19 protein-coding genes and 1 riboswitch are annotated in these 23,805 nt (G+C 67.4%); of the genes, 7 read left to right on the top strand and 12 right to left on the bottom strand.

What is annotated here, in order from left to right; all coding sequences use genetic code 11:
- Positions 1-144: 144 nt before the first annotated feature.
- Complete coding sequence (locus ACN0V4_RS13945) at positions 145-618, bottom strand: cupin domain-containing protein (protein ID WP_417677107.1); 474 nt, start codon at positions 616-618, stop codon at positions 145-147.
- Between the two features lie 88 nt (positions 619-706).
- Here ACN0V4_RS13945 and ACN0V4_RS13940 point away from each other — a divergent pair, with 88 nt between their 5' ends.
- On the top strand, positions 707-1,336 hold the full coding sequence (locus ACN0V4_RS13940) for a TetR/AcrR family transcriptional regulator (RefSeq protein ID WP_417677105.1): 630 nt from the start codon (positions 707-709) through the stop codon (positions 1,334-1,336).
- On the opposite strand, the gene ACN0V4_RS13935 is transcribed toward ACN0V4_RS13940, so the two are convergent.
- A complete protein-coding gene (locus ACN0V4_RS13935; RefSeq protein ID WP_417677103.1) occupies positions 1,296-2,081 on the bottom strand; it encodes a crotonase/enoyl-CoA hydratase family protein in 786 nt (261 codons plus the stop codon). The two genes, ACN0V4_RS13940 and ACN0V4_RS13935, sit on opposite strands and share 41 nt — an antisense overlap.
- 119 nt (positions 2,082-2,200) lie before the next feature.
- Between ACN0V4_RS13935 and ACN0V4_RS13930 the strand changes: the two genes are divergently transcribed.
- The gene (locus ACN0V4_RS13930) at positions 2,201-3,310 is read left to right on the top strand and encodes a pyridoxal phosphate-dependent aminotransferase (protein WP_417677101.1); all 1,110 of its coding nucleotides are present in this window, start codon (positions 2,201-2,203) and stop codon (positions 3,308-3,310) included.
- Between the two features lie 143 nt (positions 3,311-3,453).
- Here the strand turns inward: ACN0V4_RS13930 and ACN0V4_RS13925 are convergent, their stop codons facing one another.
- Positions 3,454-3,996: a flavin reductase family protein gene (locus ACN0V4_RS13925; protein ID WP_417677099.1), complete on the bottom strand. Its 543-nt coding sequence runs from the start codon at positions 3,994-3,996 to the stop codon at positions 3,454-3,456.
- 41 nt (positions 3,997-4,037) lie between these two features.
- Positions 4,038-4,637: a TetR/AcrR family transcriptional regulator gene (locus tag ACN0V4_RS13920; protein WP_417677097.1), complete on the bottom strand. Its 600-nt coding sequence runs from the start codon at positions 4,635-4,637 to the stop codon at positions 4,038-4,040.
- A gap of 118 nt (positions 4,638-4,755) precedes the next feature.
- Here ACN0V4_RS13920 and ACN0V4_RS13915 point away from each other — a divergent pair, with 118 nt between their 5' ends.
- Entirely contained in the window at positions 4,756-5,319 is a 564-nt protein-coding gene (locus tag ACN0V4_RS13915) for a carboxymuconolactone decarboxylase family protein (protein ID WP_417677095.1), read from the top strand.
- An 82-nt stretch (positions 5,320-5,401) separates the two neighbouring features.
- Here the strand turns inward: ACN0V4_RS13915 and ACN0V4_RS13910 are convergent, their stop codons facing one another.
- The 7 genes from ACN0V4_RS13910 to ACN0V4_RS13880 all read right to left on the bottom strand — a co-directional run bounded on the left by ACN0V4_RS13910 (position 5,402) and on the right by ACN0V4_RS13880 (position 15,555).
- Entirely contained in the window at positions 5,402-6,637 is a 1,236-nt protein-coding gene (locus ACN0V4_RS13910; protein ID WP_417677093.1) for an acyl-CoA dehydrogenase family protein, read from the bottom strand.
- A 212-nt stretch (positions 6,638-6,849) separates the two neighbouring features.
- On the bottom strand, positions 6,850-7,893 hold the full coding sequence (locus ACN0V4_RS13905; protein WP_417677091.1) for an NAD(P)/FAD-dependent oxidoreductase: 1,044 nt from the start codon (positions 7,891-7,893) through the stop codon (positions 6,850-6,852).
- Between the two features lie 113 nt (positions 7,894-8,006).
- On the bottom strand, positions 8,007-10,856 hold the full coding sequence (gcvP, locus tag ACN0V4_RS13900) for an aminomethyl-transferring glycine dehydrogenase (RefSeq protein WP_417677088.1): 2,850 nt from the start codon (positions 10,854-10,856) through the stop codon (positions 8,007-8,009).
- 288 nt (positions 10,857-11,144) lie between these two features.
- Entirely contained in the window at positions 11,145-11,504 is a 360-nt protein-coding gene (gene gcvH / locus ACN0V4_RS13895) for a glycine cleavage system protein GcvH (protein ID WP_417677086.1), read from the bottom strand.
- Between the two features lie 38 nt (positions 11,505-11,542).
- Positions 11,543-12,667, bottom strand: coding sequence for a glycine cleavage system aminomethyltransferase GcvT (gcvT, locus tag ACN0V4_RS13890; RefSeq protein WP_417677084.1), 1,125 nt, complete (start codon positions 12,665-12,667; stop codon positions 11,543-11,545).
- Positions 12,668-12,820: 153 nt separating this feature from the next.
- A riboswitch (glycine riboswitch) is annotated at positions 12,821-12,909 on the bottom strand.
- 103 nt (positions 12,910-13,012) lie between these two features.
- The gene (locus tag ACN0V4_RS13885) at positions 13,013-14,389 is read right to left on the bottom strand and encodes an MATE family efflux transporter (protein WP_417677082.1); all 1,377 of its coding nucleotides are present in this window, start codon (positions 14,387-14,389) and stop codon (positions 13,013-13,015) included.
- Positions 14,390-14,577: 188 nt separating this feature from the next.
- Complete coding sequence (locus tag ACN0V4_RS13880; RefSeq protein ID WP_417677080.1) at positions 14,578-15,555, bottom strand: hypothetical protein; 978 nt, start codon at positions 15,553-15,555, stop codon at positions 14,578-14,580.
- 133 nt (positions 15,556-15,688) lie between these two features.
- Here ACN0V4_RS13880 and ACN0V4_RS13875 point away from each other — a divergent pair, with 133 nt between their 5' ends.
- The 4 genes from ACN0V4_RS13875 to ACN0V4_RS13860 all read left to right on the top strand — a co-directional run bounded on the left by ACN0V4_RS13875 (position 15,689) and on the right by ACN0V4_RS13860 (position 22,832).
- Entirely contained in the window at positions 15,689-16,021 is a 333-nt protein-coding gene (locus ACN0V4_RS13875; RefSeq protein ID WP_417677078.1) for a hypothetical protein, read from the top strand.
- 91 nt (positions 16,022-16,112) lie between these two features.
- A complete protein-coding gene (locus ACN0V4_RS13870) occupies positions 16,113-17,099 on the top strand; it encodes a type I glyceraldehyde-3-phosphate dehydrogenase (RefSeq protein WP_417677076.1) in 987 nt (328 codons plus the stop codon).
- Positions 17,100-17,343: 244 nt separating this feature from the next.
- The gene (locus ACN0V4_RS13865) at positions 17,344-19,164 is read left to right on the top strand and encodes an autotransporter assembly complex protein TamA (protein WP_417677074.1); all 1,821 of its coding nucleotides are present in this window, start codon (positions 17,344-17,346) and stop codon (positions 19,162-19,164) included.
- A 26-nt stretch (positions 19,165-19,190) separates the two neighbouring features.
- On the top strand, positions 19,191-22,832 hold the full coding sequence (locus tag ACN0V4_RS13860; protein WP_417677072.1) for a translocation/assembly module TamB domain-containing protein: 3,642 nt from the start codon (positions 19,191-19,193) through the stop codon (positions 22,830-22,832).
- On the opposite strand, the gene ACN0V4_RS13855 is transcribed toward ACN0V4_RS13860, so the two are convergent.
- Positions 22,826-23,731 (bottom strand): ROK family protein, encoded by a 906-nt coding sequence (locus ACN0V4_RS13855; protein ID WP_417677070.1) that lies wholly within the window; start codon positions 23,729-23,731, stop codon positions 22,826-22,828. The two genes, ACN0V4_RS13860 and ACN0V4_RS13855, sit on opposite strands and share 7 nt — an antisense overlap.
- Positions 23,732-23,805: the final 74 nt, after the last annotated feature.

The following is a 23,805-nucleotide window of genomic DNA, read 5'->3' as shown; positions in this document are numbered from 1 at the left end:
CCTGCCCCGGGCGGCCTCTGCCGACCGGGGTAACCGGGCTGCATCAATCGAAGTATCTTCACAAAAAACCGGACCGAACGGATCAGCAAACTGATGCGTCCGGTCCGGCGTGCGAGCGAGGCAAGTTCAAGCAGGACGTTTGGTTTAGGCGCTGGCGGCCTCGGCCGGCGGCGGCGGAATTTCCACCCCGGCCTTTGCTGCCGCCGCCAGCACATGGGCGACGCCGGGGCGACCGCCACTCACCGGGAAGTCCCAACTGTCCTCCGGCACCGGATCGCCGGCCTCCGAGAAGAACACATCATGGATCTGCCCCGGCGCGTTGAAGATCATCAGCCGCCCCGGCGCCTGCCCTGCGTTGGTGAAGGCATGCAGGCTGCCGGAGGGGATCGGCACCATGGCGCCGGTCTCGGCACGGGTCACCTCACCTTCGACCATGAAATCGAAACTGCCCTCCAGCACCACGAAGCATTCTTCCTCTTCGGGATGCCGGTTGGGCGGCGCGCCGGCCCCGGGGGCCACCAACGCCTCGACCATGCAATAACGGCCATTCGTTTCGCTGCTGAATTTGTGGAAGTGCAAGATATTGCCAAGCATATGAAAACGTCTGCTTGCTTTCATGAAATTACTCCTTGAATCAGGTGGGGTAAGCCCGTACCCATAATGAGACATATGTCTCATAAACTCTTGAGGTGTCAAGCGGAGACGCATGAAACACGAACGAAAAGCGCAAAAGCTGAAAACCCGACAGAAACTTCTGGCCGCCGCCCGCGAGCTGGCCGAAGCCGGAGATGAAGTCAGCGTCACTGCCGCCGCCCAGCATGCCGGCATCTCGAAAGCGACCGCTTATCGCTATTTCTCGGATCCGGCCGTACTGGCGAGCGAGGCGATGCTGGACATGGCCGTCAACACGCCGGACGCCCTGCTGGAGGGGGCTGATGATCTGCGCCAACGGGTGCATATCGTGACCGATTATTACCGCGACTTCGGCCGCGACCGCGAACCCGCCTTCCGCAAATTCCTGGGTCAGCTCATGGCCGATTGGACGCCAGAGGGCGCCAACCGGCAACGCGGCGCCCGGCGTATCCCCGCGCTGCGGTTGGCGCTGGAACCGGCGCGCGACACCATAACACCTGGGGAATTCGACGATCTGGTGATGGCCCTCGCCAGTTGCGGCACCGGCTTCGAACAGCATGTGGCGCTGAACGACGTCTGCGGGCTGAACCGCGAGGATGCGGACCGCGTCGCGCGGTCAGTGGTCGATGCGATCCTCGACCACTACCTGCCGGCGGAGGTGCTCAGCCGAACACCGGCTTGCGCCCCTGCATCCGGGCCATGACGACCTCCATCTGCTCGGGCTTGCCGATCACGCTGACCTGTTCGCGGGATTCGGCCAGCAGCACCTCGGCCTGGTCGGCGCTTTCGGCGACCTCGATCAGCCGCTTGGCGGCGCGGATCGCGGCCGGGCTCTGCTCGGCGATATGGGTCGCGATCTCCAGCGCCCGGGCCATCGGGTCATCGGCCAGTTCGGTGACCAGCCCCCAGGCTTCGGCCTTCCCAGCCGGGATCGGCGTGGCGGTATAGGTCAGCAGCCGCAGCACGTCGGACCGCACCAGCCCCGGCAACAGCGCCATGCCGCCCATGTCGGGCACCAGGCCCCATTTCATCTCCATCACCGCGAATTGCGCATCGGGTGCCGCGATGCGGATATCCGCCCCCAGCGCCAGCTGCAGCCCTCCACCGAAGGCAGCGCCCCGGATCGCCGCGATCACCGGCTGCGGCAGGCGGCGCCAGATCATCGCCACCTCCTGCATCTTGTTGGCATCGTGATGGGTGCGGTCCATCAGCCAGCTCTCGATATCCGACATCTGGCCCATCTTGGCGAAACTCGCCATGTCGAGCCCGGCGCAGAAGCTCTTGCCCTCGCCCGACAGCACCACGACGCGCGCGTCCGAGGCCGCCACCTCCTCGCCCGCGGCGAGGATGGCGTCGACCATCGCGTCGTCAAGCGCGTTCATCTTGTCCCCCCGGGTCAAAGTCACCCGGGCAATGTGATCCTGATAATCGACCGATACGCGCGCCATGGCGTCCCCTCCTCTGTTTCCCGCGCCACTCTGCCCCGCCGGAGGGCGCGAAATCCAGTCGAACGTTAGGGCATTCAAATCGCTTGCCCGACGGCCAAATCCCGGCTTATCTGCCCGCCATGACTGAACCTCGCTACACCCCGCTTGTCCGCGCGCTGCCCGCCACCGTGCCCTTCGTCGGCCCGGAAACGCAGGAGCGTCTGCGCGGCGCCCCCTTCACCGCGCGCCTCGGCGCGAATGAGAATGTCTTCGGCCCCTCGCCCCGCGCCATTGCCGCGATGCAGGCCGAGGCCGCCGAGATCTGGAAATACGGCGATCCCGAAAGCCACGATCTGCGCGCCGCCCTGGCCGCGCATCACGGCGTGCGGCCCGACAACATCATGGTGGGCGAGGGCATCGACGGGCTCCTGGGCTATCTGGTGCGGCTGCTGATCGGCGAAGGCGACCCGGTGGTCACCTCCACCGGCGCCTATCCCACCTTCAACTATCACGTCGCGGGCTTCGGCGGGGTGCTGCACACGGTGCCCTATCTCGACGACCGCCAGGATCCCGCCAGCCTGTTCGCCAAGGCGGCCGAGGTCGACGCCAAGCTGGTTTATCTGTGCAACCCCGACAACCCGATGGGCAGCTGGCGCCCGGGGGCGGAGATCGTCGCGGCTCTCGACACCCTGCCCGAGCGCAGCCTCCTGGTGCTGGACGAGGCCTATGTCGAATGCGCCCCCGAAGGTACCGCGGCACCGATCGACGCGGATGACACCAGGGTGATCCGGATGCGCACCTTCTCGAAAATCTACGGCATGGCCGGCGCCCGGGTGGGTTATGCCATCGGCGCGCCGGAGCTGATCTCGGCCTTCAACAAGGTGCGCAACCACTTCGGCATGAACCGGGCGGCCCAGGCCGGCGCGCTGGCGGCGCTGGCGGATGCCGACTGGCTGGCCCATGTGCAGGCGGAAATCGTCACCTCCCGCGACCGCATCGCCGAGATCGCCGCTGCCAACGGGCTGAGTGCCCTGCCCTCAGCCACCAATTTCGTCACCATCGACTGCGGCCGCGACGGCGCCTTCGCCAAATCGCTGGTCGAGGCGCTGGGGCAACGCGGCATCTTCGTCCGCATGCCCTTCGCCGCGCCGCAGAACCGCTGCATCCGGGTCAGCTGCGGCACCCCCGCCGATCTCGACGCCTTCGCCGCAGCCCTGCCCGCGGCGCTGGCCGCCCTGTCGGCTGCTTGAGACCACCGACGACGATCAATCAAAGGCGCCTGCCCTCCTGCCGCAGGCGCCCTTCTTCTCTGCTGAAATACTCCGGGGGAGGCGCCGCAGGCGACGGGGGCGGAGCCCCCGCTGCGGCCAGTGCCCCGCCCACCGCTGCCTGGTCAGACCCCCGGCGGCAGCTTGGCGCGCATCATCTCGCGCCGATCCAGCCGTTCGCCATCGACGATGAAGGTGCCATCACCCACCGCATGCAGCAGCCGCCGCTCCTGCCGCGCCGGGTCGATCCAGGCAGAAACCGCCTGCAGCACCACGATGGTATAGGGTTCGATCACCTCGGCCACACGGCATTCGATATTGGCCAGACACTCGCGGATCAGCGGCGCGCGCACCTCGGCCGCCTTGGCCCGGGTCAGGCCGAAGCGGGCGAACTTGTTGACCTCGGCGCCCGAGCACATGCCGATCCCTACGGCGGTGTCGATCATGTCCACCGTCGGGATCGCGATCACGCATTCGCGCGTCTGCCGCAACGCCTCGAAGGAATGGTTCCAGGGGCCTGTGGTGATCGCCAGCGTGCCGGCAAAATCCATCACCATGGTCCAGGTGATGGTCATGACATTGTCCTTGGCGCCGTCATTGGTGGTGACCAGCACCAGCGGCCCGGATTCCATCAGGGTGAAGACCCTGTGCAGCTCGAGCGGTTCCATCCGCACCTCCATTCAAGAGGATCCGATTCGGGATCAGGCTTTCATCTTACCGCCAGCGCCTCAAGATCGCGCGCGATATCCGCGGCCAGCTCGGCGACGCCCGCCCCCGCGTCGCGGCGTTGCGCATAGGCGCGCAGCCCGAAGACCGCCGCCTGCAACCGGCGCGCCAGTCGGTCGGGGTCAGTGTCCGCCGCGATCTGCCCGGCGTCCCGCGCGGCCCGGAAGGCGCTGGCGAAGCCTGCCTCGATCTCGCGCATCCTCTCCTCGGTCAGCCGGCGCAGCCCCGGATCGTCATCCGGTGTTTCCAGCAGGGTCTTGACCAGCATGCAGGCGCGCGACGGCGGCGCCTTGCCCTCGGGCGGGCAGCCCAGCGCGCGCACATGCGCCGCGAGCCCGGCCAGCGGCGTTGGCGCTTCGGCGATGGTCCGGTCGAACTGTGCCTGCGACCGCTCGGCATAGAGCTTCAGCGTCTCGGCAAAGAGCGCCTCTTTCGATCCGAAGGCAGCATAGATCGACCCCGGGCGCATATCGAGCGCGACCTCGAGATCCTTCAGCGAGGTCGCGTGATAGCCCTTGGCCCAGAACAATTCCAAGGCCTTCTGCAGCACCTCGTCGCGATCATAACTGGCCTTTCGCGCCACCCGGACCTCCTTCGATGACATTTGAGTGATCGCTCAAAATATAATTTGAGTGATCGTTCAAGTAAAGCTAGAGATGCCTCATGTCAATTTGAGTGATCGCTCAAAAATGGAGGACCCGATGACCGATTTCCCCCTGCACACCCCCGAAACCGCGCCCGAGGCGAGCAAACCGCTGATCGAAGCCTCGCAAAAGGCCTTTGGCCGGCTGCCCGGCCTGCATGCGGTGATGGCCGAGGCGCCGGCGCTGCTGGAAGGCTATCAACAGCTCCACCGGCTGTTTGCCGAGGAAACGTCCTTCGACAAGGACGAGTTGACGGTGGTCTGGCAGACCATCAACGTCGAACACAATTGCCATTACTGCGTGCCCGCCCATACCGGCATCGCCAAGCGAATGACGGTGGATGACGCGATCTCCGAGGCACTGCGCAACGAGACTCCGCTGCCCAACGCCCATCTCGAAGCGCTGCGCAGCTTTACCCTGCAGGTCGTGCGTCAGCGTGGCGATGTGAGTGATGATCAGGTCCAGGCCTTTCTCGACGCCGGCTTCACCCAGCGCCAGATCCTCGAGGTGGTGCTGGGCGTGGCGCAGAAGGTGATGTCGAACTACACCAACCATCTGGCGAAGACCCCGGTCGACGCGCCAATGCGGGCCTTCGCCTGGGAAAAGCGCCGGCCAGCCTAAGCCCATCCCCCGCGCCCCGAAAACGACGACGGGCGGCCCGAGGGGACCGCCCGTTCTTTCTCCCTGCCGCGGGAAAGTCCGCTCAGACTTTCTCTTGGGTGTATTTCTTCAGCTCGCTGCGGGCGACCTGACGACGGTGCACCGCGTCGGGGCCATCGGCCAGACGCAGGGTCCGCACATGGGTCCAGGCGGTGGCGAGCGGGGTATCCTGCGACACGCCGGCGCCGCCGAACATCTGCACCGCCTCGTCGATCACCTTCAGCGCGGTGCGGGGCGCCACGACCTTGATCTGGCTGATCCACGGCGCCGCGGCGCGGGCATCGCCCTGATCCATGTACCAGGCGGCCTTCAGGCACAGCAGACGCGCCATTTCGATTTCCATCCGGCATTCGGCGATGATGTCATAGTTGGCGCCAAGCTGCGCCAGCTTCTTGCCGAAGGCCTCGCGATCAAGCGCACGCTTGCACATCTGTTCCAGCGCGATTTCGGCCTGACCGATGGCACGCATGCAGTGGTGGATGCGGCCCGGCCCGAGGCGGCCTTGCGCGATTTCAAACCCCTTGCCTTCGCCCACCAGCAGGTTTTCGGCCGGCACGCGGACATTGGTGAAACGGATATGCATGTGGCCGTGCGGCGCGTCGTCTTGGCCATAGACCTGCATGGCGCGCAGGATCTCGACCCCCGGGGTTTCGGCCGGCACCACGATCATCGAATGGCGCTGGTGCTTGGGCATGTCATCGCCACCGGTCTTCACCATGGTGATATAGACCTTGCAGCGCGGATCGCCGGCGCCCGAGGACCACCATTTTTCGCCGTTCAGCACATAGTGATCGCCATCGCGCACGCAGGACATCGACACATTGGTGGCGTCCGAACTGGCGACATCCGGTTCGGTCATCAGGTAGGCCGAGCGGATCTCGCCGGCGAGCAGCGGCTTCAGCCACTCTTCCTTCATCTTCTCGGTGCCGTACCGCTCCAGCACTTCCATGTTGCCGGTGTCGGGGGCGGAGCAGTTGAAGATCTCGGCGCCAAGCGGCGTCTTGCCCATCTCTTCGGCGAAATAGGCGTATTCGACGGTCGACAGGCCAAAGCCCTTGTCGCTGTCGGTCAGCCAGAAGTTCCACAGCCCCTCGGCCTTGGCCTTGGCCTTCAGCCCTTCAAGGATTTCGGTCTGACGCTCGGTATAGGTCCAGCGATCGCCGGTGGCGACTTCGCGCTGGTATTCCTCTTCCAGCGGCATCGCCTCGTTTCGGATCAGGTCGCGGACCCGCTCCAGCAGTTTCGCGTTCTCCTCGCGAATGGTGAACGAGATGTTCATTCCAGCTCTTCCTCCCGTATCGCCGGCTCCCCGCCGGCCTCAGATTTCGGGCAGAGACTGCGCGGCGATCTGGCAAATGTCCAGCCGGGTCTGGCAGTTTTCTGCCAGCCATCCCCCGAAAATCGCTGTATTTTTCCGATTTCACCCGAGGTCGGAAAGCCGCGGAAATGAATTTCGCCAAGCAAAACAATGACTCATATCGTCCGACGATATCAAAGGATGATGCGACATCTTGGCCGAAATTTTTCCATCTCCGGATCGCTCGCGCCGCCCAAAACCGCCTCAGCAGCCAGCCGGCCGAGGAAAGGGGCGAGAATCACCCCCGGATGCGCCACCGCCAGGAACAGCCCCGGACGCCCCGGCACCGGCCCCAGCATCGGCCAACCGTCGCCGGTGACCGGCCGCGCCCCCACCTGCGGCGGCTGCAACACCACCCTCGTGCCCAGCCCGCGCCCCAAAGCCTCCTCCGCCGCCCGCGCCAGGGCCGGCAGCGCGGCCTCGCCCTCGGGCGGCAGCCACTCGGCCAAGACCGCGCGTCCCTCCGCCCCGACCCGAGCTTCGAAATCCGGCCCACAGAGGATGCGGCCGCTGCCGCCCACCTCCGCCCGCCCCTCGATCAGCACCGCCGGCGACACGCTCACATCCAGTCCCGGCAGCAGCGCCTCGGCGGCCACGCCATTGGCCAGAACCACGGCATCGCCCTCCACCCGGGCGCCATCCGCCAGCACCGCCACGCCCTCCTCCAGCGCCACGACACGGGCGGCGCAGCGCAGGACGACACCGGGCGCATCGGCCAGAACCGCCCGGGCCAATGCCGGCGGCTCGCTCGCCACATCCTGCGGGAACCAGGCGACCAGCTCCGGCACCTCCCGCAGCCCCGGTTCCAGCGCCGCGACCGCCGCGCGATCCAGCGCCTCGACCTGGTTGCCCCGCGCCCGGTGCCAGTCGATCAGCGCCCGGGTCTCTGCCGCGCTGCCACGCCAGACCAGTGCGCCCTGCCCCGAGACCGGATAGCGATCGCCCAGCGCCCGGCGCCACCGGGCATGCTCCGCAACCGCCCGCAGCCGCAACGCAAACAGCTCCAGATCATCCCCCGGCGCCTGCGCCCCGAGCCCGATCCAGCCGAAGGCCCGCGCGGTCACCCCCGTGGCCGGCGCCGCCGCGGCCTCCAGCAGTTCGACCTCGACACCGGCCCGCGCCAGATGCCAGGCGACCGAGACACCGACGATCCCCGCTCCAACGACGACAACCCGCATGGCGTCCCCTCCGTCTTCTCTGTCCAAATGCTCTCACCACAGGCACCGCCCGCAGGGCGGCCCCGGCTCACCTCAAAGCAAAGGGGGCGGCCCCTAAGGCCGCCCCCCCTGTCTCATTCCGCAGCCTCGGCATAATCCTCGACCGGCGGACAGATGCAATGCAGATTGCGGTCGCCCCAGACATTGTCCACCCGGTTGACCGGCGGCCAGTATTTGTCCACCCGGAAAGCCCCCGGCGGGAAACACCCCTGTTCGCGGCTATAGGGACGGTCCCAGTCGCGCACCAGATCCTCCATCGTATGCGGCGCATGCTTCAGCGGGTTGTTCTGCGGATCGGCCCGCCCCGCCTCGATCTCGGCAATCTCCGCCCGGATCGCCAGCATGGCGTCGCAGAACCGATCCAGCTCCGCCTTGGTCTCGCTTTCGGTCGGCTCGATCATCAGCGTGCCCGGCACCGGAAAGCTCATCGTCGGCGCGTGGAAGCCGCAATCGATCAGCCGCTTGGCGATATCGTCCACCGTCACCCCGGCGCTGTCGGCAAAGGGGCGGGTGTCGATGATGCATTCATGCGCCACCCGGCCATGGCTGCCACGATAGAGCACCTCATAGGCCCCCGCCAGCCGCGCCGCGATGTAATTGGCGTTCAGGATCGCCACCCGCGTCGCCTGGGTCAGCCCCTCGCCACCCATCATCAGGCAATAGGCCCAGCTGATCGGCAGCACCGAGGCCGAGCCATAGGGCGCCGCCGAAACCGGCCCCTCGATCCCGCCGGTATGGGGATGGCCAGGCAGGAAGGGCACCAGATGCGGCTTGACCCCGATCGGCCCCATGCCGGGACCACCGCCGCCATGCGGAATGGCAAAGGTCTTGTGCAGGTTCAGGTGGCTGACGTCGCCGCCCAGATCGCCGGGCCGGCTGATCCCCACCATGGCGTTCATATTGGCCCCGTCGATATAGACCTGGCCGCCATGGGCATGGGTGATCTCGCAGATCTGGCGCACCGTCTCCTCGAACACCCCATGGGTCGAGGGATAGGTGATCATGCAGGCCGCCAGCGTATCGGCATAGGCCTCGGCCTTCTGACGGAAATCGTCGAGGTCGATATCGCCATTGGCCGCCGCCTTCACCGGCACCACCTGCCAGCCGGCCATATGGGCGCTGGCCGGGTTGGTGCCATGGGCGCTGACCGGGATCAGGCAGGTCTTGCGGTGATGCTCCCCGCGCGACCGGTGCCAGGCGTCGATGGTCAGCAGCCCGGCATATTCCCCCTGTGCGCCCGAATTGGGCTGCATCGAGAAGGCGGCATAGCCGGTCACCTGACACAGGATATCCGACAGGTTGTCGATCAGCTCGGCATAGCCCTGCGCCTGATCGGCGGGCACGAAAGGATGCAGTTGCGCGAATTCCGGCCAGGAGATCGGCATCATCTCCGCCGCCGCGTTCAGCTTCATGGTACACGATCCCAGCGGGATCATCGCCCGGTCCAGCGCCAGATCGCGATCCGCCAGACGGCGCATGTAGCGCATCATCTCGGTCTCGGCCCGGTTCATGTGAAAGATCGGGTGATCGAGATAGGAGCTTTGGCGCAGCAGCGCCTCGGGCAGACGGTATTCAGAAGCGATGTCATCGGCCTGCAACACCAGACCGAAGGCGCGCCAGACCGCCTCGATGGTGGCCGGGCGGGTCGCCTCGTCGATGGTGATCCCCACCTTGGTCTCGCCCACCGCGCGCAGGTTCACCCCCTCGCGCACCGCCGATTGCAGCACGCCCTGCTGCAGCAGCCCCACATCCACCGTGATGGTATCGAAGACCTGCTTCGGCTCCACCTTGAAGCCCGCCGCCTCCAGCCCGCGGGCCAAGCGCACGGTCTTGCGATGGATGCGCTGCGCGATGGCGCGCAGCCCCTCGGGCCCGTGGAACACCGCGTACATCGAGGCCATGACCGCCAGCAGCGCCTGCGCCGTGCAGACGTTCGAGGTCGCCTTCTCGCGCCGGATGTGCTGCTCCCGCGTCTGCAGCGCCAGACGATAGGCCCGGTTGCCCAGGCTGTCGACGCTGACACCGACCAGCCGGCCGGGCATCGACCGCGCATGCGAAGCCCGCGTCGCCATATAGGCGGCATGCGGGCCACCATAGCCCACCGGCACCCCGAACCGCTGGGCGCTGCCCACCGCGATATCGGCGCCCATCGCGCCCGGTTCCTTCAACAGCGTCAGCGCCATCGGGTCGGCGGACATCACCGCCACCGCCTTGGCCGCATGCAGCGCCTCGATCAGCGGGGTGAAATCGGTCAGATGCCCGTAGGTGCCCGGATATTGGAACAGTGCGCCAAAGACCTTGTCGGCCTCGAGCGTCTCAGGCGCCCCCACGATCACCTCGATCCCCAGCGGCCGCGCCCGGGTCTGCACCACGGCGATGTTCTGCGGATGGCAATTCTCGTCGACGAAGAAAGCCGCAGCCTTCGACTTGGCGATCCGCTGCGCCATGGTCATCGCCTCGGCGCAGGCGGTCGCCTCGTCCAGGAGCGAGGCATTGGCGATCTCGAGCCCGGTCAGATCGCTGATCATGGTCTGGAAGTTCAAGAGCGCCTCAAGCCGGCCCTGGCTGATCTCCGGCTGATAGGGGGTATAGGCAGTGTACCAGGCCGGGTTCTCCAGGATGTTGCGCTGGATCGCCGGCGGCGTCACCGTCCCGTGATAGCCCTGCCCGATCAGCGAGGTCAGGACCTTGTTCTTCCCCGCCACCTGGCGCATGTGCCACAGGAGCTCCCGCTCGGACAGCGGCGCGCCGATCGACAGGGGCGCCGCCTGGCGGATCGCCTCCGGCACGGTCTCGGCGATCAGCGCCTCAAGGCTCGCGGCGCCGACGACCCCGAGCATCTCTGTCATCTCGGCGGGCGAGGGTCCGATATGGCGCCGGTTGGCGAAATCGTAAGGCTGATAATCGGTGGGCGTGTAACTCATTGCATCATCCCCATGGGAAGCGCACCGCCCCCCGTTATCTGGCGTGATCCGGGGACAGGGCGCGCCGCCCCCGGCTTCTTCTCGGTTCAAATACGGCCGCCGGAGGCTCCCCAAGCCGAAGCGAAAGAGCCGCCCGGGCGGGGTCACCTCAGCCCGGGTGTGCCGGCCGGGCGATCCCGGCAGAGGTACCGTGCCGTGTTCTGGCGCGCCTTGCCGGGGCTACGCCCGTTCGCGGCTGCAGTGAGGCGGATCAGAAAACGCTCCAGCGGAGCGTTTTCCGGGTGCCGCTCAGCCAATGAATTCCTTGTAGGCGGCCTCGTCCATGTACTCGTCCAGCTGCGACGGGTCCGTGGGCTTGATCTTGAAGAACCAGGCCTCGCCCAGCGGATCCTCGTTGACCAGCGCCGGGTTGGCCACGATCGCCTCGTTGACCTCGACGATCTCGCCATCGAGCGGCGCCAGGATGTCCGAGGCGGCCTTGACGCTCTCGATCACCACAACCTCTTCTTCCTTCGACACTTCGGTGCCGGGCTCGGGCAGTTCGACGAAAACCACATCGCCCAACTGCTCGGCAGCATGTTCGGTGATGCCCACGACGATCAGATCGCCCTCGGCCAGCAGCCATTCGTGTTCTTCGGTATATTTCATCGGGCTCTTTTCCTCTCAGAGTCGGGATGACAGATGGGTCAGCGTTTGAAATTGGCAGGAACGAAGGGCAGCGGCGCCACCGTCAGCGGCAGCCGCTTGCCGCGCAGCTCGCCGAAAAGGGGCGTGCCGGGGGCGGCCAGGTCGGCGGGGACATAGCCCATGGCGACCGGTGCCCCGACGCTGGGACCGAAGCCGCCCGAGGTCACCCGCCCCACCGGCGCGCCGCCCTCGGCCGCCGTGAAGATCTCCACCCCCTCGCGCATCGGCGCGCGCCCCTCGGGGCGCAGCCCCACGCGCTTGCGGGCGGGGCCATCGGCAAGCTGCGCCAGCACCGCATCGGCACCGGGGAACCCGCCCTGCCGCGCACCGCCGCTGCGGCGCACCTTCTGGATCGCCCAGGCCAGCCCGGCCTCACCCGGCAGGGTCTCGGTGTCGATATCGTGGCCGTAAAGGCAAAGCCCGGCCTCGAGCCTGAGCGAATCCCGCGCGCCCAGCCCGATCGGGGCCACCGCGTCATGCGCCAGAAGCCGGCGCGCCAGCGCCTCGGCCTGATCCGCCGGGACTGAGATCTCGAACCCGTCCTCGCCGGTATAGCCCGAGCGCGACACCCAGGCCTCCACCCCGTCGAGATCGAGCGTGCGCACATCCATGAAGCGCATCTCGGCCACTTCAGGGGCGAATTCGGTCAAGACCGCCTCGGCCAGCGGCCCCTGCAGCGCCATCAGCGCGCGATCGGTGATCTCTTCCACCGTCACACCGGGCTCCAGCGCCGCCTTCAGATGCGCCACGTCCTGCGCCTTGCAGGCGGCATTGACCACCAGGAACAGGTGATCACCGCGATTGGCGAACATCAGATCGTCGAGAATGCCGCCCGTCTGGTTCAGGAACAGCCCATAGCGCTGCCGCCCTTCGGGCAGGTCCAGCACATCCATCGGGATCAGCGTCTCGAGCGCCGCGGCCACGGCGGCCACATCGGCGCCGCGCAGGATCACCTGCCCCATGTGGCTGACGTCGAACAGCCCGGCCCGGGCGCGGGTGTGATTATGCTCGGCCATGATGCCGGCGGGATATTGAACCGGCATCTCATAGCCGGCGAAGGGGACCATCTTGCCCCCGAGTTCCAAATGCAGATCGAATAGCGGCGTGCGCAGCAATTCCGTCATCGGCCCGTCCCTGTTGCAACCGGGTGTTCTGACGAATCCTCCGGCATCCCATATTCGGCGGTCAATGCCCGCCATGCGATGCCCCCTCTGTCCTTTCGCCTGAGATCGTTATCCCTTCGGCGGACGCACAGGGCGCCTCTCTCCAGAGTTCCAGTCGAGCATACGGTCCTTTTGCCTGAGAGTTTCCGGGGGCGGTTGCTCCTTCGGCACCGGGTCGAACCCGGTTCTCCCACATGCTCGGCCGCGACATTAGCGGCGAAAGAAATGCCGCACAAGAGGCCAAAAGCGTCGGATTTCGACCGTCCCGGGCCAGCCCATGGGAGGGCCGGCCCGGAACCGAGGCCATCAGGCCAGAAATACCCCCCAGCGCGCCGGACGGCGACGGGCGGCGCGGGCCAGGACCACAAGGGTCAGCATCAAAAGCCCGGCCTCCGCCGCGGGCGAGGCCCACCAGATGCCGCGAACGCCCCAGAGGCCGGAGAAGACGAAGATCAGCGGCAGCGAGAAGAGATAGGGTTTCGCCAGCCCCAGCACCGCCGCCCGGGGCACATCCCCCACCGCCTGGAAATAACCGCCGAGAATCATCAGGGGTCCCGTCAGCAGGAAGAGCGTCACCATCACGGGCAGGATGTGCCCGACTTCCTGCACCACGGCCCCATCCGCGACGAAGAGCCGGCCCAATCCCTGGGCGCCGAGGCTCAGCCCGGTCTGGACGACAAGGCCGTAGACCAGCGCCAGAACCAGCGCCAGACGCAGGCTGTCGTCGGTGCGGCGGTGATCGCCGGCACCGAAGTTCGTTCCGGTGATCGTCTGCATCGCCTGCACCAGCCCCACCAGCGGCAGGACCGCAAAGGTCATCATCCGGGTGACGATGCCATAGGCCGACAGCGTATCGGCATAGCCCACCCCGCCGGTCCGCCCCACGGTGGCGACGATGGCGGCGGAGACCAGCGAGATGCCCAGGAAGCTCAGGCTCTGCGGGGCGCCAAGCGCCAGGATCGCACCCCAGCCGCGACAAAGGCCACCCTCGGTCAGCGCCCTGAGCGGCAGGGGCGTCGCCGCGCGCAGCCGGAAGACCGCGAGCAGCCCCAAGGCTGTCCCCTGGGCCAGCACAGTGCCCCAGGCCGATCCCGCCACCCCGAGCCCCAGGCCGGCGACGAAAAGAGCGTCGAGCCCGATGTTGAGAAGCGAGACCAGCAGGCTCAGCCCCGCCATCAGCCCCGCCCGCCCCTCGTTCCTCAGCGCGTCGGTCTCGACCGACAGCAGGAACATCACCGGCGCGGCGAAGCCGACGATGCGCAGATAGACCAGCGCCTGAGCGGCGATATCGCCACCGGCGCCGGCAAAGACCCCGGTGAGCGGCCCGCCGAGGGCCATCACCAGCACCACCATCCCAAGGGCGACGGCCAGCGCCAGACCATGCGCCCCGGCGAAGACCGCCCGCGCGCCGCCCATGTCGCGGGCGCCGAGCCTGCGGGCCAGCAGGCTCGACATGCCGCCGGCCACCAGCGTCGCCAGTGCAACGAAGATCATGTAGACCGGGAACAGCAAGGTCACCGCCGCCAGCGCCTCCGGCCCGGCGAAGCGGCCGAGAAACAGCGCGTCGACCACTGTCAGCAGCCCGCTCATCCCCATCACGGTGATGATCGGCACGGCCGTGCGCGCATAGGCCGCCAGCAGCGACCCGGTCAGGAATTTGTTTTCAGGGGGTCTGTCCATCATGCCCCGCCTCCTGTCTGCGCATATCGCCTGTAAAGGAGGGGAACCCGCGTTATCCTCCGCGCGATATGCGGGAAAGGATCGAAAAGCACGACGATGGCAGAGCTTCACCAAGACCAGGGGCCTGCGGGTGGCGGGCGTCTGCGGCCCATGGCGTGGCCGATAGCCGCAGGCGGCGCTCCGGTCAAGCGTCAGCGCAGGGGAACCAGCGCAGCGCCGTTCCAATAGCTGAGCGTTTCGCACCGGGTCTGCCCGACGGTCCGGGTGCAGGAACCCAGCGATCCGGCGAAAGCCAGGGCATCGTTGCCGTTGGTGAGGGGCTGCAGCCGCACCCCCAGCGCCAGGGTGCTTTCCGGGGCGCCGACGCGGGGATAGAGCGCACTGATATAGACCTCGACCAGGCAATTGGCGGCGCCGCAGTTCGGGCGCGGGACGCCGGTCGTACAGGTCACCCCATGCCAGTCGACGACGATATCCTCGGCCCCGTCGCCGTCGATCTGCGCCGGCAGGATCGCCTCGGGCGTCCAATGCGCCGCGCCGCCGCAGCTCTGGCGTATCCCCGCCTCCGCCAGTTGTCGCATGGTCTGGCGGGCGGGAGGGAGAGCCTGGGTCGCAGGCCAGGGCTTGCCGATGCTGGCGAACATGGTCTGGCAATAGGTCGAGAGACCCCCGACACCCGCGGCGAACCCGGCCGAGGACAGCCGGCGGACACCGCCATCATAGCGCAGCTCAAACTCCTGGGCGGCGGCGATCGCCGCAAAGGACGGATCGGTCGCCGGCAAGTCGATCTGCCAGGTCGAAAACGCCGCGTTCCAGCGCAGCCCGCGCAGCCGGTATCCGCTGCCCCCCGCGACGATCAGCACATCGTCGCGGATCATGCGCTGCGGCGCCGGCGCGCCGATCGCGCGATCGCTGAGATAGAGCCGGAAGGCGCCCACCGGGGTGATGTCAGGCTCGAGATTGCCGGTGGCGGCCGGCGACAGCCCCCTGGGCGACCGCTCGCCACAAACCAGCGCCGGCCCGGGCCCGTCGATCGGCGCCAGAGTGGCACTGAAATAAGACCCATCGTCAAATTGCGACATCGACCAATCCTGCGCCGATGCCGCCCCGACCAGCGCCAGCATCGACATCGCCGCCGCCCAGATCGCCTGCCCAATCGCCATAGCCACCCCATCCGCTTTCGCCGCAGACTACGCCCGCCGGACCTCCCGTCAACGCCCGACGCCCCGCGCGGGGGCTTCACAGCCGCCGGCTTTTCTGCTGAGGTCAAAGCAGATTAAGCCATTTTCAGGAAACCGCCACATGAAGACCCTTCTGCTGTCCGCCGCCCTGGCCCTTGCCACCGCGCCGTTGCTGACTGCCCTGCCCGCCTCGGCCGGGGCGCGACCGGCCACTGTGGTCACCGTCTTGGGCCGCACCTGGACGATCACCTCCGAGGCACATAAGCCCGGCTACTGGCGGGCGACGCGCGACTGGAACAACCTCGATCCCTTCGGCCAGCCGGCCCGGCTGCGCACGGTGCAGGCGATGCAGGCCTTCGAGGCCGCCACCGGCTGCAAACCCGTCTACAAGACCATGTATCAGACCATCACCGGCGATGTGCTGAGCCAGTTGCGCTGTCCCGCGGCACGGTGACCCGGCCACGCCCGACGCCTCCCCCACGGCACCGGTTTGCCGGTGTCAAACCGGGATTGAGGTCGGTCAGCCTTCCTGCCATAGCTGCAGCATGAAAGTGGCGATCAACGGATTCGGACGGATCGGCCGCAGCATTCTGCGCCAGATCCTGACATTGCCCCGCTATGCCGGGGTCGAGGTAGCGCAGATCAACGATATCGCGCCGCCGGAAACCTGTGCGTATCTGTTCCAGTACGACAGCACCTTTGGCCCCTTCCCCGGCCCGGTCACCTATGCCGATGGCTGTCTCGAGGTGGGCGGACGGCGCATTCCGATCTCGCGCGAGACGGATATCCGCGCCGTCGATCTTGCCGGCGTCGACGTGCTGCTCGACTGCACCGGCATCGCGCGAACCACCGATCTCGCCCATCGCGGGATCGAGGCGGGCGCGCGCAAGGTGCTGATCTCGGGCCCCTCGCCGGCGGCCGAGAAGACCATCGTCCTTGGCGCCAACGAGGACACGCTGGGCGATGCCCAGATGGTCTCGAACGCCTCCTGCACCACCAACGCCCTGGCGCCGCTCCTGAAGGTGATCGACCAGATCGCCGGGGTCGAGCGCGGCCATATGACCACCATCCACTGCTATACCAGCAGCCAGCCCATGGTCGACGCGCCGCGCGGGGATCTGGCCCGCAGCCGCGCCGGCGCCCTGTCGATGGTGCCCACCACGACCAGCGCGATGAAGCTGATCGACGTGGTGCTGCCGGCGCTCGCCGGCCGGATCAGCGGCGCCGCAGTGCGGGTTCCGACCGCCAGCGTTTCGGCCGTTGATCTGGTGGTGCAACTGGATCGCGACATGACGGAGGACAGCCTCAACGCCGCGCTGAAATCCGCGGCCGAGACCAGCCCGGTGCTGGGCTGGATCGACCAGCCGCTGGTCTCCTCCGACTTGCGGGCGCGGCCGGAGTCGCTGGTCATCGCGCTGCCCGAAACCCGGATGATCGGCCCGCGTCAGGCCCGCGTCTTCGGCTGGTACGACAACGAATGGGGGTTTTCGGCGCGAATGCTGGATGTCGCCGAGCTGATGGCGCGCGACTGACCCCGGACGGCGCCCGCGGCCGCGAACCGGCCAAAGGCGCCAGCCGGCCGGCGTAATCTTGCGCAGCTCCCCGCGAAATGCGCCACCCCCTTAAAATCGCCCGAAAAGACCACGGCTTTCCGGAAAGAAACCGGTTCCCCCCCCCAGATTTCGCATGTTAAGCAAGGTCAGGGGCAAGGGAGAACATCGAGCGCAGGCAACTGTGACACCAATCCCTGCCGCATCTTGAAGCGGGAGCGTCGCCATGACCGGAAACCATCGCAAGGATGCCGTTCTGCGCGGTTTCGGTGCGCTCTGTATCGCCGCCACGCTCGGCCTGTCCTCGCAAATGGCGCTGGCGCTCGATGCGGCGCTGACCGCGCCGAAGGCCTCTAAGGAGCTGCAAAGCACGCTCAGCACCGCCTCGGCCGTGATGGCGGCGAAGGAGCGCGGCACCTCCTCGGTGCAGGAACTGGTCGCCGCCGCCCAGGCCGATTACAACACGCTGGTGCAGGTGCTGTACGATCAGGGCTATTTCAGCCCGGTCATCCACATCCTGCTCGACGGTCAGGAGGCGGCCTATATCGACCCTCTGAAACTGCCGCGCGAGATCAAGAAGATCGACATCGCCGTCGATCCCGGCGATCTGTTCCACTTCGGCAAGGCCGAGGTGGTGCCGCTGGCCCCGGGGACCAAGCTGCCCGAAGGCTTTGCCCCCGGAAAGGTCGCCACCACCGGGGCGATCCGCGATGCCGCCGCCGCCGGGGTGCAAAGCTGGCGTGACGCCGGCTATGCCAAGACCCAGCTCGACGGCCAGCGCATCGTCGCCAACCATCTGGCCGATCGGCTCGACGCGGAAATCAACCTGGCCCCAGGCCAGCAGCTCCGCTTTGGCAAGCTGATCGTCGCCGGCACCTCCACGGTCAAGGAAACCTCGGTCCAACGGATCGCCGGCCTGCCCCAGGGAGCGGTCTACAGCCCGGCGACGCTGCAGAAGGTCAGCACCCGGCTCAGGCGCACCGGCACCTTCGAGACCGTCACGCTGAAAGAGGCCGACAAGCCCAATCCCGACGGCACGCTCGACATCACTGCCACGCTGGAGGATCAGCCCAAGCGACGGGTGTCCTTCGGCGCCGAGCTGTCCTCGCGTCAGGGCATGAACCTGAGCGCGGCCTGGATGCACCGCAACCTGTTCCGTGGCGCCGAACGGCTGCGAATCGAGGCGGCTGTCCGCAATATCGGCGGGACCGAGGATGTCGATGGTCGGCTCGGCATCCGGCTTGACCGGCCCGACCGGCTGGGGCCGGACGACAGCATCTTCTATACCTTCGATCTCGAACGGTTGGACCGCACCCATTATTCGGTGAACATGGTCGACTTCGGCATCGGGATGCGGCGTGTCTATTCATCGAAGCTCTATGGTGAAATCTCTCTGACGGCGAATTATGCCCGCGCCGATGACGCCTTCGGATCGGGGCGCGACTTCCGCTATCTGGCGCTGCCGGTGAAACTGGAATGGGACCGCCGCGACAATCCGGTGAACGCGCGACGCGGCGAATATCTCAACCTCGAAACCATGGGCTTTGCCGGGGTCTCGGGCAGCGCCTCGGGCCTGCGGCTCAAGGCCGACGGGCGGGTCTATCGCAGCTTCGGCGCTGACGAGCGGATCACCCTGGCCGGCCGGGTGCAACTGGGCTCGGTGATCGGGCCGGCGCAGGACGAGGTGTCGCCCAACCTGCTGTTCTTCTCCGGCGGTGCCGGCACCGTGCGCGGCCAGCCCTATGATTCACTGGGGATCGAACAACCCTCGGGCGACATCGCCGGCGGCCGGTCCTTCCTTGGCGCCTCGGTCGAGCTGCGCGGCCAGATCACCGACAAGATCTCGGCGGTGGGCTTCTTCGACTATGGCGCGGTCGATGCCGATTCCTTCATCGGCAGCAATTCACCCAGCCAGGCCGGCGCCGGCCTCGGCGTGCGCTATGATCTGGGCGGCTTCGGGCCGATCCGGCTGGATCTGGCGCTGCCGGTCAACGGCGGCACCGGCGACGGGCTGCAGTTCTATATCGGCATCGGGCAGGCGTTTTAACGGGCAACGGGACAAGAACATTGAGCGTGAAACGGTATCTGGTTCTGGTCACCTGTGTGACCCTCACGGTTTCCACCCCGGGCCTCGCCCCGGCCAAGAGCGCCGCCAAGGACGCCAGCGAATCCGGCGGCATGCTGGTGAACTTCCTGGAAAGCTCGCTGTCCGGCGACAATCGCAAGGTCTCGGTCACCGGATTGGAGGGCGCTTTCAGCTCCCGCGCCACGATCAGGGAAATCCGGGTATCCGACGACCAGGGCGTCTGGCTGACGATCCGCAACGCGGTGCTCGACTGGAACCGGCTGGCGCTGGTGCGCGGACGGTTTTCCGTCAACGCGCTGACCGCGGATGAGATCATCGTCGCCCGCAAACCCATCCCCAGCGCCACCGCCGTCGACCTGCCCAGCCCGGAGGCGACACCCTTTTCGCTGCCCAGTCTGCCGGTCTCGGTCGAATTGGATAACATCGGGGTGCAAAAGCTGGACCTCGGGGCCGATCTGATGGGCACGGCGGCGACGCTGAAGCTCGACGGATCGCTGTCGCTGGCCGACGGCGCGCTCGATACCGATCTGGCGGTGACCCGGCTGGACCGGCCCGGCGATCAGATCGGGCTGAAGGCCTCTTTCGCCAATGAGAGCCGGCAGATCGGGCTCGACCTCAAGATGATCGAGGATCAGGGCGGGCTGATCTCCACCCTGCTGAACATGCCCGATCGGCCGGCGCTGCTGTTCACCGCCAAGGGCGATGGGCCGGTCAGCGATTTCACCGCCGATATCGCGCTGATGACCGACGATGCCGAGCGGCTGGGCGGCCAGGTGCGGCTGCGCGGGCTGGAGGCCCCGGCGGGCAGCGATCCCGCCGCCCCGGTGCCGATCGGCTTCGCCGCCGATCTGGCCGGCGATGTCACCCCGATGCTGCCCTCGGACTATCGCGCCTTCTTCGGCACCGATACCGCGCTGACGTTGCGCGGCGAAAGCAACCCCGACGGCCAGCTCGACATCACCACGCTCGATCTCAAATCCGACGCGCTGAAACTGACCGGCGACATGGCGCTGGCTGCCTCCGGTCAGATCGAGCGGCTGAAGTTCCAGGGCGGCATCACCCCGCCCGCCGGCAATGAGGTGGTCTTGCCGATCAGCGGCGACCGCACCGCATTGGGCACGGCGGAGTTCGACGTGAGTTTCGACGCCAGCACCGGCAACGACTGGAGCCTGGTGCTGTCGACCGAGCGGCTGAACCGGCCCGAGATGTATCTGAACCGCGCCGCGCTGGTCGGCAAGGGCACGCTGGATCAGACCCAGGGCTTCGCCATCCAGGGCGATATCGAGGCCGCGCTCGCGGGTCTGAAACTGACCGACCCGGCGCAGCAGCGGGCGATCGGCGACCAGGTGACGCTAAAGGGGGCAATCGCCCGCGATGCCGGCGGCGCCTTTGAATTCAACGGCTTCAAACTGACCGGCGCAGATTATACCGCCACGCTCGACGGCAAGATCGCAATCCCCGAGAGCGGACTTGAAGTCGATACCAAACTGCATCTCGGCGCCGCCGATCTGTCGCGCTTCTCGGGGCTGGCGGGGCAGGATCTGGGCGGCTCGGTCACCGCGGATTTCTCCGGCAAGGGGGCGCCGCTCGACGGCACCTTCGACTTCACGCTCGACATGCAGGCCCAGGATCTGGCCGCCGGCATCAAACAGGTCGATCCGCTGATCGGCGGCGCCACCACGCTGCAGCTGTCAGCGGCGCGCGGGCTCGACGGGCTGACCATCCGCAATTTCGACCTCAAGGGCGAGGCGCTCTCGGCCTCGGCCTCGGGCACCGCCAAGACCGCCGACAGCGCGCTGCGCTTCACCGCCGCGCTGGACGATCTGGCGCGGGTGACGCCGCAGGTCTCGGGACCGCTGACGCTGAAGGGCGATCTGAAGCAGACCGGCACCACCTGGGCCGGCGACATCAACCTGAAGGGGCCGGACAAGACCTTTGCCGATCTCAACGGCAGCTTCGATCCGGCCGGAGAGGCCGACCTGACCTTCAACGCCCTGCTCGACCGGCTGGAACGGTTCGTGCCGCAGCTCTCCGGTCAGCTGACCGCCAAGGGCACCGCCCAGAGCAAGGGCGGCGTCTGGCAGGGCGATGTGGCGCTGAACGGGCCGGACAGTTCGCAAGCCAAGCTCAGCGGCAGTTTCGATCCGGCGGGTGACGCCGATCTGACCTTCGACGCCGCACTCGACCGGCTGGAACGCTTCATGCCGGAACTCACCGGCCGGCTGACCGCCAAGGGCACCGCCCAACGCAAGAGCGGGATCTGGACGGTGGGCGCCGATGCCTCCGGCCCGTCGGACATCACCACCCGCCTCAGTGGCACCTATGACGAGGCTCAGGGCACCGCCAATATGGATGCCACCGGCCGGCTGCGGCTTGAGGGCGCCAATCCCTTCCTCAGGCCCAATTCGATCAGCGGTGCTGCCAACTTCGACATGAGGCTGCGCGGCGCCCCCTCGCTTGCGGCGCTGAGCGGGACCGTCACCACCTCGGGCGGGCGGATGGCGATTCCCTCCGCTGCCCAGACGCTGGAGAACATCGGCGGCACGGTGACCCTGGCCAATTCGCGCGCCAATGTGGCGATCAGCACCAACCTCGGTTCCGGCGGCACCATCCGCGTCAACGGGCCGGTGGCGCTGCAGGCGCCCTTTGAGGGGCGCCTCGTGATCGACCTGCTGCAGTTGATCCTGACCGACAACAAGAGCGTCACCTCCTCGGCCAACGGGCAGCTCGTCCTGGCAGGGCCGCTGACCGCCGGGCCGAAGCTGTCGGGACGGATCGAATTCGGCGAGACCAATATCAACCTCAACGCCGTTTCCGGCAGCGCCGCCGCCGCGCCGATCCCCGAGGGAATGGTGCATACCGGCGAATCCGCCGCGGTGCGCGCCACCCTTGATCGTGCCGGGCTGCTGCAGACCGAGGACAGCGGCAAAAGCGGGCCCGCGATCGGGCTCGATATCGCGCTGCTGGCGCCCAACAAGGTCTTCGCCCGCGGCTTCGGCCTGCAGGCCGAGCTGGGCGGCGCCATGCAAATCCGCGGCACCACCGCAGCACTCGCCCCCACCGGGCAAATCTCGCTGATCCGCGGCACGCTCGACCTGCTCGGCCGCCGGCTGAAGCTGACCAAGGGGATTGTGTCGCTGCAGGGCGATCTGAAACCCTATGTCGAATTCGCCTCTTCGACCACCACCGAGGACGGCAAGGCCACCATCCAGATCGCCGGCCCCATCGACGGGCCGAAGATCACCGTCTCGGCCGATCCCGACCGGCCGGCGGAAGAGGCGCTGGCCATGCTGGTCTTCGGCAGCCGCATCTCTGATCTCTCGCCCTTCATGATCGCCAAGATGGCCGCCTCTCTGGCAACGCTCGGCCGCTCCGGCGGGGTCACCGACAAGATGCGCAGTGCCACCGGCGTCAGCACGCTCGACATCGGGACGGATTCCAGCGGGGCCGGCCAGGTCGGGGCGGGCGCCTATATCTCGGACAGGATCTATACCGATTTCACCGTCAACACCAAAGGCGAGACCGAGGTGAACCTGAACTTCGATCTGACCAAATCGGTGACGGTGAAGGGCAGCATGGACAACCTGGGCAATACCGGGGTCGGTCTGTTCTATGAACGCGATTACTGACCGGGGACACGCGTGGCGGCAAGTCGCGCCAACCCGGTCAGCGCGGCGGCGTCGTCGGTGATCAGGATCAGCGGCATGTCCTCGGCCAGCCCCGGCGCAGCAAAGCCATCAAGCAAGGCCGCCCGCGCCGATGCCCGCGCCAGCACCGCGCGCGCCATGCTGCCGGCCAGATAGAGCCCGCCCAGCGGCAGATAACTGCAGACCAGTTCACGCGCCAAAAGCCCGATCAGATGCGCCATGCGATCAAGGCTTGCCGCCGCCGCGCCGTCGCTGTCGGCGGCGGCGCTGATCGCCTCGGGCGACAGATCGGCCTGCGCCAGCGCCCGGTGCAACCGGCTGAGCCCGGGCCCGGCGAACAGATGTTCGATGGTCGCGAACCCGTCGCCGGCGGCCGCGGCCACCGGGGTGGGCAGCGCGGCATGACCCAGTTCGGCAGCGAAGGCCACCGGCCCGGCGGCGGTCTCGCGCAGCAGTCCGACGTTGAAGCCGGTGCCGAAATTCGCCACCAGCGCCTGGCCGTTGCCGCTCCCCTCGCCCGGGCGCAGCCCGATAAGCTGATCCGCGGCGAGAGCCGGCAGAGCCAGCGCCAAAGCCTCAAGATCGTTGACCAATTGGACCTCCTCCACCCCGCAGCGCACCCGCAGCCGGTCCGGCACGATCTCCCAATCGCGGTTGGTCAACCGCGCCCCTGCGCCGGTGACGGGACCCGCCACCGCGATCGCCGCCCGCGAGGGTCGCGCGCCAGCCTGCCGCACAAAGGTGTCGATCAAGGCCTCGGGCCCATCGAAATCGTCATTGGCCCAGGTCTGCGCCGCCAGGATCGCCGCGCCGCGCGCCAACGCGATCCGGCTTTTGGTGCCGCCGATATCGGCCAAGAGCACCAGCCCCGCCTCAGTCATGCTCTGCCCCCCTTGTCGTCTCGCCCAGGCTGCCCCAATCCCCGCCCGCCGCCAAGGGGCAAGCCCGCTTGCGG

The organism is Pseudodonghicola sp. (assembly GCF_048268305.1).
In the GTDB taxonomy this organism is placed as follows: Bacteria; Pseudomonadota; Alphaproteobacteria; order Rhodobacterales; family Rhodobacteraceae; genus Pseudodonghicola.
Note: the sequence above shows the minus strand (reverse complement) of the source record. Positions and strands in the feature narration are given on the sequence as shown.